14 protein-coding genes and 1 pseudogene are annotated in these 14,132 nt (G+C 66.9%); 5 read left to right on the plus strand and 10 right to left on the minus strand.

The genetic code is table 11. The features are described from left to right. Positions 1-58: 58 nt before the first annotated feature. From ispG to dxr, 3 genes are all read right to left on the minus strand, one after another. On the minus strand, positions 59-1,216 hold the full coding sequence (gene ispG, locus OHB12_RS14735) for a flavodoxin-dependent (E)-4-hydroxy-3-methylbut-2-enyl-diphosphate synthase (protein WP_327119889.1): 1,158 nt from the start codon (positions 1,214-1,216) through the stop codon (positions 59-61). 140 nt (positions 1,217-1,356) lie between these two features. Continuing rightward, positions 1,357-2,559 carry a M50 family metallopeptidase gene (locus OHB12_RS14740; protein WP_327119891.1) on the minus strand — a complete coding sequence of 401 codons (1,203 nt, stop codon included), beginning with the start codon at positions 2,557-2,559 and terminating at the stop codon, positions 1,357-1,359. A 187-nt stretch (positions 2,560-2,746) separates the two neighbouring features. After that, a complete protein-coding gene (dxr, locus tag OHB12_RS14745; RefSeq protein ID WP_327119893.1) occupies positions 2,747-3,886 on the minus strand; it encodes a 1-deoxy-D-xylulose-5-phosphate reductoisomerase in 1,140 nt (379 codons plus the stop codon). Positions 3,887-4,031: 145 nt separating this feature from the next. Here dxr and OHB12_RS14750 point away from each other — a divergent pair, with 145 nt between their 5' ends. Both OHB12_RS14750 and OHB12_RS14755 read left to right on the plus strand, forming a co-directional pair. Continuing rightward, entirely contained in the window at positions 4,032-4,301 is a 270-nt protein-coding gene (locus OHB12_RS14750) for a DUF2631 domain-containing protein (protein ID WP_327119895.1), read from the plus strand. 138 nt (positions 4,302-4,439) lie between these two features. Then, positions 4,440-4,754 carry a hypothetical protein gene (locus OHB12_RS14755; RefSeq protein WP_327119897.1) on the plus strand — a complete coding sequence of 105 codons (315 nt, stop codon included), beginning with the start codon at positions 4,440-4,442 and terminating at the stop codon, positions 4,752-4,754. 349 nt (positions 4,755-5,103) lie between these two features. Here OHB12_RS14755 and OHB12_RS14760 read toward each other — a convergent pair whose 3' ends face one another. Next, positions 5,104-6,024 carry a LysR family transcriptional regulator gene (locus tag OHB12_RS14760; protein WP_327119899.1) on the minus strand — a complete coding sequence of 307 codons (921 nt, stop codon included), beginning with the start codon at positions 6,022-6,024 and terminating at the stop codon, positions 5,104-5,106. A gap of 165 nt (positions 6,025-6,189) precedes the next feature. On the opposite strand from OHB12_RS14760, the gene OHB12_RS14765 reads away from it, so the two are divergent. Then, positions 6,190-6,603 carry a DUF5997 family protein gene (locus OHB12_RS14765; RefSeq protein ID WP_327119901.1) on the plus strand — a complete coding sequence of 138 codons (414 nt, stop codon included), beginning with the start codon at positions 6,190-6,192 and terminating at the stop codon, positions 6,601-6,603. Between the two features lie 142 nt (positions 6,604-6,745). On the opposite strand, the gene rlmN is transcribed toward OHB12_RS14765, so the two are convergent. Next, on the minus strand, positions 6,746-7,855 hold the full coding sequence (rlmN, locus tag OHB12_RS14770) for a 23S rRNA (adenine(2503)-C(2))-methyltransferase RlmN (protein ID WP_327119903.1): 1,110 nt from the start codon (positions 7,853-7,855) through the stop codon (positions 6,746-6,748). Positions 7,856-7,975: 120 nt separating this feature from the next. On the opposite strand from rlmN, the gene OHB12_RS14775 reads away from it, so the two are divergent. Further along, the gene (locus OHB12_RS14775; RefSeq protein WP_327119904.1) at positions 7,976-8,320 is read left to right on the plus strand and encodes a LapA family protein; all 345 of its coding nucleotides are present in this window, start codon (positions 7,976-7,978) and stop codon (positions 8,318-8,320) included. Positions 8,321-8,326: 6 nt separating this feature from the next. On the opposite strand, the gene OHB12_RS14780 is transcribed toward OHB12_RS14775, so the two are convergent. The 5 genes from OHB12_RS14780 to rpsB all read right to left on the minus strand — a co-directional run bounded on the left by OHB12_RS14780 (position 8,327) and on the right by rpsB (position 13,062). Beyond that, on the minus strand, positions 8,327-9,154 hold the full coding sequence (locus OHB12_RS14780) for a phosphatidate cytidylyltransferase (protein ID WP_442800098.1): 828 nt from the start codon (positions 9,152-9,154) through the stop codon (positions 8,327-8,329). Positions 9,155-9,702: 548 nt separating this feature from the next. Further along, entirely contained in the window at positions 9,703-10,260 is a 558-nt protein-coding gene (frr, locus tag OHB12_RS14785; RefSeq protein WP_327119905.1) for a ribosome recycling factor, read from the minus strand. A gap of 41 nt (positions 10,261-10,301) precedes the next feature. Next, positions 10,302-11,030 (minus strand): UMP kinase, encoded by a 729-nt coding sequence (gene pyrH, locus OHB12_RS14790; RefSeq protein WP_327119906.1) that lies wholly within the window; start codon positions 11,028-11,030, stop codon positions 10,302-10,304. A 191-nt stretch (positions 11,031-11,221) separates the two neighbouring features. Further along, a complete protein-coding gene (gene tsf / locus OHB12_RS14795; protein ID WP_327119908.1) occupies positions 11,222-12,046 on the minus strand; it encodes a translation elongation factor Ts in 825 nt (274 codons plus the stop codon). 173 nt (positions 12,047-12,219) lie between these two features. Next, on the minus strand, positions 12,220-13,062 hold the full coding sequence (rpsB, locus tag OHB12_RS14800) for a 30S ribosomal protein S2 (protein ID WP_327119910.1): 843 nt from the start codon (positions 13,060-13,062) through the stop codon (positions 12,220-12,222). A 500-nt stretch (positions 13,063-13,562) separates the two neighbouring features. Here rpsB and OHB12_RS14805 point away from each other — a divergent pair. Beyond that, positions 13,563-14,045 (plus strand): annotated as a pseudogene (locus tag OHB12_RS14805) (M23 family metallopeptidase); the annotation flags it as partial. Between the last annotated feature and the right edge of the window lie 87 nt (positions 14,046-14,132).

The raw sequence follows: 14,132 nt of genomic DNA on the forward strand, positions 1-14,132 counted from the left end.
CTGCCACGATCCGCCGTGATGCGGAATGGCTATGTCGAACGCCCAGGTAGGCGGGGGTTCAGCCGACCGTGACGACCGGTTCGCCGTCGCCCGCGTCCTCGCCCAACTCCTCGGCGATACGCATCGCCTCTTCGATGAGGGTTTCGACGATCTGCGCCTCCGGGACGGTCTTGATGACCTGTCCCTTGACGAAGATCTGTCCCTTGCCGTTGCCGGAGGCCACGCCGAGGTCGGCCTCACGCGCCTCACCCGGTCCGTTCACGACGCAGCCCATGACGGCCACCCGCAGTGGAACCTCCATGCCCTCCAAGCCGGCGGTCACCTCGTTGGCCAACGTGTACACGTCGACCTGCGCACGCCCGCAGGACGGACACGACACGATCTCCAGCTTGCGCGGACGCAGATTCAGCGACTGCAGGATCTGCCCGCCGACCTTGACCTCCTCGGCAGGTGGCGCCGACAACGACACCCGGATCGTGTCGCCGATCCCCTCCGACAGCAGGGCGCCGAACGCCACCGCGGACTTGATCGTGCCCTGGAACGCCGGACCCGCTTCGGTGACGCCCAGGTGCAGCGGGTAGTCCGACTTGGCGGCCAGCTGCCGGTAAGCCTCGACCATGATCACCGGGTCGTTGTGCTTGACCGAGATCTTGATGTCGCCGAACCCATGCTCCTCGAACAGGCTCGCCTCCCACAGCGCCGATTCCACCAGTGCCTCCGGCGTCGCCTTGCCGTACTTCTCCAGCATCCGCTTGTCCAGCGAACCGGCGTTCACACCGATGCGGATCGGAATCCCCGCCGCGCCCGCCGCCTTGGCGACCTCCTTGACCCGGCCGTCGAACTCCTTGATGTTGCCGGGGTTCACGCGCACCGCGGCACACCCGGCGTCGATCGCCGAGAAGATGTAGCGCGGCTGGAAATGGATATCGGCGATCACCGGAATCTGGGACTTGCGGGCGATCGTCGCCAGCGCGTCCGCGTCCTCCTGACGCGGGCAGGCCACTCGCACGATGTCGCACCCCGACGCGGTCAACTCCGCGATCTGCTGCAGGGTCGCATTCACATCATGCGTCTTGGTCGTGGTCATCGACTGCACTGAGATCGGGTGATCGCTGCCCACGCCGACATTGCCCACCATCAGCTGGCGAGTCCTACGCCGGGGAGCGAGAACGGCCACGGGTGCGGTTGGCATACCCAATCCGATTGTGGTGGTCACCTTCGGCTGCCTATCTTTCGTACGTTCATTCCGGGCCGTTCGCCTTTCGAGCTTAGTCGCGCGGCAGACCGCCACCCTGTGACGCCTGTGACAACGCGCTGTCCCCGATGCCCGCGACAGGGTACCTCGTGCGTGCGAACTCAGGGGAACAGCCGGATGGGATTGACGATGTCGGCCACCAGGGTGAGCACCATGTAGGCACCGCCGATCATCACGGCGACGTAAGTCACCGGCAGTAGCTTCAGGTAGTCCACCGGTCCGCCAGGCGCCAGTCCCTTCCAGCCGCGGATGGTGTTGCGGATCTTCTCGTAGAGCACCACCGCGATGTGCCCGCCGTCGAGCGGAAGCAGCGGGAGAATGTTGAACGCGCCGAGGAAGAAGTTCAAGCTGGCCAGCACCAGGATGAACACGCCCCACAGCCCGCGCTCCGCGGTCTCGCCGCCGATCTTGCTCGCGCCGTACACGCTGACCGGGGTCTCGGGGTCGCGCTCGCCTCCGGTCACCGCCGTCCACAGTGCCGACACCTTCTCCGGCATCTGGGCCAGCGACTGGAACGTGCGGACGAACATCTCGCCGGTGAACGCGCCCGCCGCCGGGATCGCGGCGAAGATGTTGTACTTGACCGGGTCGTAGTACTCCGTGCCGACGCCGACCGCGCCGACCTCGCGGCCGGCGCCGCCGCCCTCCGCGTAGCGCACGACCCGCTCCGGGGTGACCGGAATGGTCAGGTTCCGGCCGTCGCGTTCGACAAGGTAGGTGAACGGACCGCTCTGCTTCTGGGTTTCGGCCTGGAACTCCTTCCAGGTGTCCACCTTGACGCCGTTGACTTCCTTGACGACGTCGCCGCGCTGCAATCCGGCGCGCTGGGCGGGGCCGGTGCCGGTGCACGGCTGGGTCGAACCGTCCGGATTCTGCTGTGGCACGCAGCTCATATTGCCCAGCGCGGTGGCGGGCGGCTGTTGCAAACTCGGCAGCCCCCAGCCGACCGCGAGCACGGCCACCAGGATGAAGCCGAGCACGAAGTTCATCGCGATGCCGCCGGACATGACCACGAGCCGCTTCCAGGTGGCCTGGCGGTACATGGCGCGATCGAGTTCTTCCGGGCGCAGCTCGTCGAGGGCGGTCATGCCGACGATGTCGCAGAAGCCGCCGAGCGGAATCGCTTTGAGGCCGTACTCGATCTCCCCGCGACGGAACGAGAACACCTTCGGCCCGAAGCCGATAAAGTACCGCCGCACCTTCATACCGGTCGCCTGCGCGGTCCACATGTGCCCACATTCGTGCAGCGCGATCGATAGCGTGATGCCGAGCGCGAACAGCACGAATCCCAACGCGAACACCATTTGCTCTACAGCCCTCCTGCGTTTGCGCAGCTCGAGTATCCCGCACGCACGCGTCCGCTCCTGGCCGCGAGCACCATCAACACCCTAACCGGACAGCGACCGACTCTGCGTGTCCAGTGTGCCAGGACATGGTCGCCGCGCGAGTCCGATCGTCTCCACTACCCTGCCAGGGCCGACTCGGCGTGCTTCAGGCCCGGACGCGGGCGACGGCGAACTCGCGCGCCCAGGTATCGGCGGCGAGGACCTCGTCGAGCGAGTTCGGCTCGGCGCGCCACTGCTCGGCCGCCTCGACCGCGGCCGCCACCGTACGCACGATGTCGGGGAAGCGGATCGCTCCGTCCAGGAACGCCTGCACCGCGACCTCGTTCGCGGCGTTGTACACCGCTGTCACGCTGCCGCCCGCTTGCCCGGCCCGGCGGGCCAGCTCCACCGCTGGGAAGACCTCGTTGTCGACCGGCTCGAAGGTCCAGGTGGCGGCGGTGCCGAAGTCGCACGCCGCCGCGGCGCCTGGCACCCGGTCCGGCCAGCCGAGGGCCAGCGCGATGGGCAGTTTCATGTCCGGCGGGCTGGCTTGGGCCAGTGTGGAGCCGTCGGTGAAGGTGACCATCGAGTGCACGATCGACTGCGGGTGCACGGTGACGTCGATGCGGTCATAGGAGATGCCGAACAGCAGATGCGTCTCGATCAGCTCGAGCCCTTTGTTCACCAGCGAGGCGGAGTTCAGCGTATTCATCAGACCCATCGACCAGGTCGGATGCGCTTTGGCCTCAGCAGGATCGACCGATTCCAGCATCTGCGTGGTCCAGCCGCGGAAAGGACCGCCGGAGGCCGTGAGCACCAGCCGGTCGACCTCCTCGGCGCGACCACCGCGCAGGCACTGCGCCAGCGCGGAATGCTCCGAGTCGACCGGAACGATCTGGCCGGGGGCCGCGGCGCGGGTGACCAGCGAGCCACCCGCGACCAGCGATTCCTTGTTGGCCAGCGCAAGTCGGGTGCCCGACTGCAGGGTGGCCAGGGTCGGCTCCAGCCCGAGCGAGCCGACCAGGGCGTTGAGCACGACGTCCGCCTCGGTGCGACGCACGAGCTCGGTCACCGCGCCCGGCCCGCCCAGAGGCAAGTCCAGCTTCTGGGCGGCGGTGGGATCAGCGACGGCGACATTGCGGGTCCCGGTAGCGGCGATCTGCGCGGCGAGCAGCGCGGTGTTGCCGCCACGCGCGGCCAGGCCCACCACCTCGAAACGGTCGGGATTGGCGGCGATCACCTCGAGCGCTTGGGTACCAATGGAGCCGGTACTGCCCAGGAGCAGGACTCTCACGATGTCGGACACGCTTTCATTCTGTCCTACCGCCCGGAACACTTTCCGCGGGCGCGGGGCGACTTACAACGACGCACCGTCGTATGTCACGATATGCGGCAGTAGCTCATCGAGTGTGTACCGGAACAGCGGTACCCGAACCAGCTAAGGAGCGATCGTGGCCGCCACGGAACTCGAACCCGCCGACACCGAGCGCGGCATCGTCACTCACGTGGACACCGCCGAAGTTCCCTCCGCCGCTTGGGGCTGGAGCGGCGAGTCGCGTCGCACCTTCCGCATCGCGGGCTGGATCGTCGCGCTGATCCTGCTCGCCATGCTGGTCGGCAACCACAAGGGCAGGATCGAGGACGTGTTCCTGGTCGGCTTCGCCGTCCTGATCGCGGGAATCCTGATTCGCGACTCGCTGCTGCGGCGAAAGCCGCGCTAGTTCCGCAATACGAAAATTCTTCTCGCACAATTCTATTCGTCCTGTGCCGACAGCTACGTCCGGTACCGTGTCGTCCGAGGTCCGCGGCCCAGCCTGGGCACGGACCTCGATTTCTGTTCCCACGACACCGAGGACACAATGACCAAGACCTTTTCCGCCACCGTGCTCGCCGCGAGCGCCATCGGCTCCCTGCTTCTCCTGCCCGCAAGCCCTGCACATGCGCAGTCGGCAGCGTGCAGCGCGGCCACCGACGTGATCAACGCGGCCATCGCCGAGTCCGGCGGGAACCTGGACCCGGCGGTGCAGCAGTCGCTGACCGCCAAGCTCGCGGCCATCGACGCCACGGGCGCGGACAAGGACGCCATCGACGCTTACGCCCGTGCGCTCACCGACGAAAGCGTCACCGACATGGACGCGGCGACCGCCGAGTTCAACCGGTCCTGCGCGGGCTGATCGCAGGTCGGCGCGAACCCGTCGGCCGGGTTCGCGCCCTCGCCCTCGAGTTCTGTTGCACGCGAACAAGATTCACATGATCTGAAGCGAACCCGACGGGCGACCGACGCTCCGTGGGCGCAGCTCAGTCGAGGGGTGTCGCACAATCCGGTCCGGCAGCGGGCAGCGGGCAGCGGGCAGCGGGCAGCGGGCAGCGGGCAGCGGGCAGCGGGCAGCGACTATCGCGACGAGGAAGCAGTCGCGTAATCACGTCCGACCGGGGGCAGTGGCGGAAATGAGCGCGGCGCGTCGGGGAACTCCTTCAACGTTCCGGCGTCGACCACCGTCCCGGGCCGGGCGACGGATCCGACTAACGCCCGCGTCGCCGGGCAGGCTTCTTGCCGGCGGGGGTCGGACGGCCACCGGTCCGCTTGGCCGGGGACTTCGTCATAGGTTCGGTGTCCTTCGCGCGGGCCGGTGCACGCGAGCTGCGCTCGGATCGGCCGCGGACGACACCGACGAATTCCTCGACCAGGTCGGATGTGCGGTCGGCGGGCCAGACCAAGGCGATCTCCGTGTCGGGGAAGCCGGTCAGCGTCCGGTAGATGAGGTCGCGGCGATGGTGCAGGCGGGCCAGTGAATGCGGCACGATGGCCGCCCCGCCCGCTGCGGCGACGAGTTCCAGCGCACCGCCCACCACGTCGACGTCCGCGGTGTCCTGGAGGTGTTCGTCCGCAAGGTCGGCCATGCTCACCTCGTCGAACAGCGAGAGCGGATGTTCCTTCTGCACCACGACGACCGGCACCTCCCGGTAGAGCGGAATGGCGCTCATACCTGTCCGATCGATCGGCAGACGGACGAAGCACATGTCGACGCGGCCCGCACGCACTGCGGCCTCCTGGTCGGCCTGCGGAAGCGCGACAACCTCGAGTGGAACATCCGGAAACCGCTCACCCCAGATCCGGCTCCACTTGGACACGGTGACGCCGGGCACAAAGCCCACCCGCAGGGCAGCCGGGACCTGAGACGTGTCGTTGCCCTCCGACTCGGAGCGCGCGATAATCTCCCGCGCTCGCCCCAGCAACTCCCGCCCGTCATCGGTCAGCTGGGTCGGCTGCGCGCCGGGCACGAAAAGCTTTGTCCCGAACTCGTTTTCCAAGTCGATCACCGTGTGACTCAGCTTCTGACGCGAGATACGCAGCATCTTCGCCGCCCGCGCGAAGTGCAGTTCCTCCGCGACGGCGACGAACCAGCGCAGGCGCACCACATCGATCGACTCGAACCCGCTCATTCATGGAAGCGTATGCCACCACCTGGTCGGGACCGTCCGCGCCGCCGGATCGCGGCTGCCTCGCGTTGGCTCGATCCGGCACATATGCGCTACCTCGAACCTTCGCTCGACCCGGCACAGGGCTGCGGTCGGACTTCGTCCGGCGGCGCCCTTTAAGCTGTCCCGGTGAGCCCGGACAAAAAACCGCAGATGATGAAGCCGCTCACCGCGGCGAACAAGCTCGGCATCTACCTTCCGGCCGCACCCGAGGAGTTCCGCAACGCGCCGATTTCCCGCGCCCAGCTCGACGAACTGCGCAACGATCCCCCTGAGTGGCTCACCGAACTGCGCCGCACCGGCCCGTTCCCCCGCGATGTCGTAGCCCGCAAGCTCGGCGTCTCCAATGCAGGCCTGACCCGCGCCCAGGTCTCCGACGCGCTGACCGCGGACGAGATCGGTGACCTGCTCGCCGACCCGCCGGAGCGGTTGATCCGCGAACGCGAGAATTACGCCGCGGTCCGCGCGGAGGACGAGCGCATCAAAGCGAAAGAAGCCGAACGTCGCGCCGCCACCAATCGCCCGGCGAAGAACCGCGGTTAGCGCATCTGCTCGCGGCGAGCGGTGCATGCGCTTGCAGCACCGGACGCCGTGCAGTGCCCGTCGATGCAGGACCGCCGCTGGCGACCGGCGAAGAGGAAGCCACTGCGGACCGCAGTGTGAGCAGTTCATGGGGATGATCCGGTTACCCTTCGGCAGCCAATTGCCCGCAGGCGGCGGCGATCTCCTGGCCGCGGGTGTCACGGACCGTGCACGGCACACCCTGAGCATTCACCCGCCGAACGAACTCACGTTCAACCGGCTTCGGGCTGGCGTCCCACTTGCTGCCCGGGGTGGGGTTCAGCGGGATGACATTGACGTGCACCCGAGAACCGAGCGCCTTGTGCAGCTTCTCGCCGAGCAGGTCCGCGCGCCACGGGTGATCGTTGATGTCGCGGATCAGCGCGTACTCGACCGAGATGCGGCGACCGGTCTGGTCGGCGTAGTAGCGGGCCGCGTCCAGAACCTCGGCGACCGGCCAGCGGTTGTTCACCGGAACGAGGGTGTCACGCAGTTCGTCGTCAGGGGTGTGCAGGGAGACCGCCAGGGTGACCGACAGACCCTCATCGGCCAGCTTGCGGATGGCCGGTGCCAAGCCGACGGTAGAGACCACCACGTTGCGCTGAGAGATACCGAGACCGTCGGGCGCGGGCGAGGTGATCCGGCGCACTGCGGCGACCACACGCTTGTAGTTGGCCAGCGGTTCGCCCATACCCATGAAGACGATGTTGGAGAGCCGGCCGGGACCGCCCGACACTTCTCCGTCCCGCAAGGCAGCCGCCGCGGCCCGCACCTGGTCGACGATCTCGGCGGTGGACAGGTTGCGGTTCAGCCCACCCTGTCCGGTGGCGCAGAACGGGCAGGCCATGCCGCAACCCGCTTGGCTGGAGATGCACAGCGTCGCGCGGTCGGGATAGCGCATGAGCACGCTTTCCAGCAGCGTGCCATCGCCCGCACGCCACAACGTCTTCCGTGTCTCGCCGTCGTCACACGCCACGTGCTTGACCACGCTCAACAGCGGAGGGAACAGCGCCGCGCCGATCTTGTCCCGCACAGCGGCGGGAAGATCGGTCATCTGCTCCGGATCGGCCTGCAACCGCGCAAAGTATTGGCGGGCGATCTGATCGGCACGAAACTTCGGCAGACCCAGCTCCTCGACAGCCGCGCGCCTGCCCTCGGCATCGAGGTCGGCGAGGTGCCTCGGCGGCATGCCACGGCGCGGAGCATCGAACACAAGGGGCAGGGAGACGGTCATAATCGGTCCATTCTCCCATCCGCGCGAACCGCCCGCGCAGTCACGTCCGCGTTGCCCGTCATGCCTGGTTCGTTGCGGGAAATGCGTGCAGGCGTGATAGCGGTCGGCAATGATCGACATATGTCCACCCATGCTGAACACACGCCGAACCCGGACATGCCGGACCAGCGGCCCGGCGCGCCACCGGGTACTGAATCCGCTCCCCAGGTCACGACGAGCAAGTCGCTGTCCTCACGCACCGGTCACACCTGGACCGGCCTGATCGCGGGCGCGTTGATCCTGGTAGTGCTGCTGATCTTCATCTTGCAGAACCTCGAGACGGTCGAGGTGAGCCTGTTCTTCTGGCACTTCTCGCTTCCGCTCGGCGTCGCGGTACTGCTGTCGGTCATCGCCGGAGCGCTGGTGATGGCGCTGGTCGGCGGCGCGCGCATCCTGCAGTTGCGGCGCGTCGCCAAGAAAGGCTGACGGAACTCAGAGCAGGGTGGACAGCACCAGCCAGGAGACGAACGCCGAGGGCAGCATGGAGTCGAGGCGGTCCATGATGCCGCCGTGGCCTGGCAGCAGGGCACCCATGTCCTTGATACCGAGTTCGCGCTTGATCTGCGACTCGATGAGATCGCCGCAGGTGGCCACGGCGACCAGGCCGACGCCAAGGACAACGCCGATCATGGAATTGGCTTCCAGCAACAGCGTCACCGTGAGCAGACCGCCGATCACGCTGAACACCAACGAGCCGCAGAAACCCTCCCACGACTTCTTCGGGCTGATCGAAGGCACCATCGGATGCCTGCCGAACAGCACACCGGCCACGTAGCCGCCGACATCGGAGCAGACCACCAGGATCATGAAGGTCAGCACTCGCAGGTTGCCGTTCGGCTCGAGCAGCAGCAGCGTGGCGAACGAGGCGAGTAGCGGGATCCAGGCCAGCGTGAATACCGTAATAGCAGTGTCGCGCAAGAAGTTTCGCGGCGCGGTCTGCAGGCCGTGGTCGAACAGACGCCACACCATGCAGATCAGTGTGGTGGCGGCGAAGGCGCCCGCGACACCGCTCGCGCCATACGGCCAGCCGAGCCAGAACACCGCCTGGCCACCGAGAATGAGCGGAATCCGCGGGACAAGCACGTCGGCCTCACGCAGCCGCTTGGCGACCTCCCAGGTCGCCACGCCGACACCGGCCGCAGCGACGCCGATGAATACCTTCGGCACGAACAGCAGGATCGCGATCAGCGAGAGCCCGAGGCCGAATCCAACGGCCAGCGCGGCAGGCAGATTACGGCCCGCCCGCGAACCACTCGGCACCGGCTGGGCGGATGCCTGGGGTGCCGAGGCCGTGGCGTCGGTATCGGACACTGCGGCATCGACTAGCGATTCGGACACGCCGGCATTGCTCGCATGCTCCTGTCCGGCATCGGCTGTACCGTTCACCGGCGTCGGCTCCTCAGCCGCACCGGTCGCGGCGGCGTTCTCGGCCACGATTGTCCCGTCGCTCAACTCGTCGTTCCGTTCGTCCCCCGCCCAGGCGGGGCCTCTGCTGTGTTCATCGGCGGCATTCTCGGTGCCCTTCGTGGCTACGCAAGCTACCGCCTCCGGACCCTGCGCTCACACCGCTGTGCTCAATTGGCGGCATTCCCGGTGCCCTTCGTGGCTACGCAAGCTACCGCCTCCGGACCCTGCGCTCACACCGCTGTGCTCAATTGGCGGCATTCCCGGTGCCCTTCGTGGCTACGCAAGCTACCGCCTCCGGACCCTGCGCTCACACCGCTGTGCTCAATTGGCGGCATTCCCGGTGCCCTTCGTGGCTACGCAAGCTACCGCCTCCGGACCCTGCGCTCACACCGCCGCTAGCGTCAGACCTCGAGCAGTTCGGCTTCCTTGTGCTTGACCAGTTCATCGACCTGGCCGACATACTTGGCGGTGGTCTTGTCGAGCTCCTTTTCGGCACGCCCGACCTCGTCCTCACCCGCTTCGCCATCTTTCTGGATGCGCGACAGTTCGTCCATCGTCTTTCGGCGGACATTGCGGATGGCGACCTTGGCGTCCTCCCCCTTGCCCCTGGCCTGCTTGGCCAGCTCGCGGCGGCGCTCCTCGGTCAGCTGCGGCACCGAGATCCGAATGATGTCACCGTTGTTGGTGGGATTGACACCCAAATCCGAATTACGGATCGCGGTCTCGATCGCGCCTAGCTGAGCCTGCTCATACGGCTTGATCACGACCATGCGCGGCTCCGGCACCGTGATGCTGGACATCTGGGTGATCGGGGTCAGCGACCCGTAGTAGTCGACGACGACACGGGAGAACATGCCCGGATTCGCCCGACCGGTGCGTATAACTCCGAGATCGTCCTTCGCGACCGAGACTGCCTTCTCCATCTTCTCCTCGGCGTCGAAGAGCGCTTCTTCAATCACGACCGTTTCCTCCACAGCGTCGTCATCCGCGGTCAGCGGCGTCAGGACCGAACCAATGTGCCGATCTTCGCACCGGCGACCGCGCGGGCGATATTGCCCTTGGTCAACAAATTGAACACCAGAATCGGCATCTGGTTGTCCATACACAGGCTGAAGGCGGTCGCGTCCGCGACTTTGAGGTCGCGCTCGATGACCTCCTTGTGGGTGATCTCGGAGTACATCGTCGCGGTCTCGTCGACCCGCGGGTCCGCGGTGAACACGCCATCGACCGCCTTGGCCATCAGGACCACATCCGCGCCGATCTCCAAGGCGCGCTGCGCGGCGGTGGTGTCGGTGGAGAAATAGGGCATGCCCATGCCCGCACCGAAGATGACCACACGCCCCTTCTCCAGGTGCCGCTTGGCGCGCAGCGGGAGATAGGGCTCGGCTACCTGACCCATGGTGATCGCGGTCTGCACTCGGGTGTCGATGCCCTGCTTCTGCAGAAAGTCTTGCAGCGCAAGGCTGTTCATCACGGTCCCGAGCATCCCCATGTAGTCCGAGCGAGCGCGCTCCATGCCGCGCTCCTCGAGCTCCGCGCCGCGGAAGAAGTTCCCGCCGCCGATCACCACGGCCACCTGGACACCGGTGGCGACCACCTCCGCGATCTGTTCGGCGACTGTCTGCACGACATCCGGGTCGAGCCCGACCTTACCGCCGCCGAACATCTCCCCACCCAGTTTGAGGAGCACCCGGCGATATCCTGGGCGATCGGTCCCCGGGTCCGTCATCGGTCTGAGTCTCCTTCGGCGGTGGATTGTCGTTCTTCCGGCGAGTCGTGCTCATGGCAGGCGCTTGTGGCCTAGGCAACGCAGAGCGGCACCTATCCTGCCTTATTCAGTTCGGGCGGCAGCAGAAGGCCCCCCGTCAACCGGCGTTCGTTCGGTCGACGGGGGGCCTGCCCGCTGTGGGTGTGGCGGAGTTAGTTCGCGCCGACCTCGAAGCGGGCGAAGCGGGTCACGGTGACACCGGCCTCGTCCAGCAGTGCCTTGACCGTCTTCTTCGAATCGGTGACCGACGGCTGCTCCAGCAGCACGACGTCCTTGAAGAAGCCGTTGACGCGGCCCTCGGTGATCTTCGGCAGCGCGGCCTCGGGCTTGCCCTCCTCGCGAGCGGTCTGCTCGGCGATGCGGCGCTCGTTCTCCACGATGTCGGCCGGAACCTCGTCGCGGGTCACGTACTTGGCCTTGAGTGCGGCGACCTGCATGGCGGCGGCGCGAGCGGCCGCGGCCGCGGCGTCGCCCTCACCGGTGTACTCGACCAGCACGCCGACGGCGGGCGGCAGATCCGAAGCACGCTTGTGCAGGTAGGTGGCGACCGGGCCGTCCAGCGAGATCACGCGGCGCAGCTCGAGCTTCTCGCCGATCTTCGCGGCGAGGGCCTGCACGGCCTCGTCAACGGTCTTGCCGTCCAGGTCCAGCGCCTTCAGCGACTCCAGGTCGGCGGGCTTCGCGGTCGCGGCCACGGCAACGACCTGCTCGGCCAGCTGCTGGAACTCCGCGTTCTTCGCGACGAAGTCGGTCTCGGAGTTGATCTCGACCATGACGCCGTCCTTGGCGACGACGAGGCCTTCGGCAGTGGTGCGCTCGGCGCGCTTGCCGACGTCCTTCGCGCCCTTGATACGCAGCAGCTCGACGGCCTTGTCGAAGTCACCGTCGGTCTCGGCCAGCGCGTTCTTGCAGTCCATCATGCCGGAGCCGGTCAGCTCCCGGAGCCGCTTCACATCGGCAGCGGTGTAGTTCGCCATTCTCGGCGAGCCTCCTTCGGAGAAGTGTGAGTACTGGGCAGCGGTGATCACGATGGCACTCGCTCGTGATCACCGCTGAAACAGTGTCCGATTTACGGCGTTCGCGGGCCCCTCCGTGGTTACGCAGGCTACCGCCTCCGGGACCATCGCTCACGCCGTGGTGGTTACGAGCCTCAGGCCTCGGCCGGGGTCTCAGCCGGGGTCTCGGCGGGAGTCTCGGCAGGGGCAGCGTCGGCGGCCGGGGCGGCCTGCGCGAGCAGCTCCTGCTCCCACTCGGCCAGCGGCTCACCCGCGCCCGCTTCCGGCTTGGCGTCGCCCGAGGAGAGGCCCGCACGCGCCTGCACGCCCTCGGCCACCGCGGAGGCGACGACCTTGGTCAGCAGGGCCGCGGAACGGATCGCGTCGTCGTTGCCCGGGATCGGGTAGTCGACCAGGTCGGGGTCGCAGTTGGTGTCCAGGATCGCGATGACCGGGATGTTCAGCTTGCGCGCCTCGCCGACGGCGATGTGCTCCTTGTTGGTGTCGACGACCCAGATGGCCGAGGGCACCTTCTGCATGTCGCGGATACCGCCCAGGGTGCGCTCCAGCTTGTTCATCTCACGCGTCAGCATGAGGATTTCCTTCTTGGTGCGACCCTCGAAGCCACCGGTCTGCTCCATGGCCTCGAGCTCCTTGAGGCGCTGCAGGCGCTTGTGCACGGTGGAGAAGTTGGTGAGCATGCCACCCAGCCAGCGCTGGTTCACATAGGGCATACCGACGCGAGTCGCCTCGGCCGCGATCGACTCCTGGGCCTGCTTCTTGGTGCCGACGAAGAGAACGGTGCCACCGTGGGCGACGGTCTCCTTGACGAACTCGTAGGCCTTGTCGATGTAGGTCAGCGTCTGCTGCAGGTCGATGATGTAGATGCCGTTGCGGTCGGTGAAGATGAACCGCTTCATCTTCGGGTTCCAACGCCGCGTCTGGTGTCCGAAGTGCGCGCCGCTGTCGAGCAGCTGCTTCATAGTTACGACAGCCATAGCTCCCGTATCTCTCTTTCCTTGCCGGTTGACGCAGCGAATCGGCGATCCGCTGCCCTGGCGCCACCGAATCGTCGGACCCAACCGCAAGGGTGGGGACCAGCCGGCGATTCCTTGTTCCGAAAACGCTGCCGCGAACTCGAGAAGTGTTGAGTTCGATTCGTACAGCGCCGTGACAAGCACGGTGGCGCGCGAAGTCGGTGTGTGCAGGCACAAACCGCTCACTCAGTCTACGGCTTCTCGGCACCCAGACCTAAATCAGACCGATCGGAAGCCTTTGACCAGCTGGAACAACGGATGTCCACAGGCGAGAATGTTATCCACATTCAGCGAATCGGGGTGTCGGAGACGCGGTCGCCGAACCAGGGTGGAGGCATGAACTCGAAGCCGATCTCCGCCCGTCCCAGACCATCCGCGCCCGTCCCGACGGCGGCAGATATCCCGCTCAGGCTCGAATGACTCCCGTTACCGCGGTCCGGACACGCCGACTTCTTTCCTCGATGCTGGGGCTGGGCCTCATTGCGGCTATCGCCACGGAGCCGATCGCGACCGCAGCCCCCGAGGGGCGATTCGGCTGGCCGCTGCAACCGCGCCCAACGGTAATGCGACGTTTCGACAAGCCTGCGCAGGACTGGCTACCAGGGCACCGCGGCGTCGATCTGACCGGAACCGAGGGACAGGCAGTGCTCGCCGCCGGTGACGGGATCGTCGTGTTCGCGGGAACGGTGGCCGACAAGCCGGTCGCGTCCATCGATCACGCAGGCGGGCTGCGCACAACCTACGAGCCGGTACGGGCCGAGGTGCCGGTGGGTAGGCGGGTGGCTCGCGGCACCCGAATCGGATCGCTGGAGGCCGGGCATCCGGGATGCGCAACGACGTGCCTGCACTGGGGCGCACGCGCCGAGGGCCACGGGCGCCGCAAGCGTGCATACCTGGATCCCCTGGGCCTTTTACACCTCACGCCCTTACGGCTCAAACCGGTTCGGCCGTCAGGGTTGTCCGCAACGGTCGCATCCCCGAATCGCCCGGCGGCAGGGGCAGCCGCTTCGCAGGGTGGGCGGTCGCTCTTC

This window comes from Nocardia sp. NBC_01730 (genome assembly GCF_035920445.1).
Lineage (GTDB): Bacteria > Actinomycetota > Actinomycetes > Mycobacteriales > Mycobacteriaceae > Nocardia.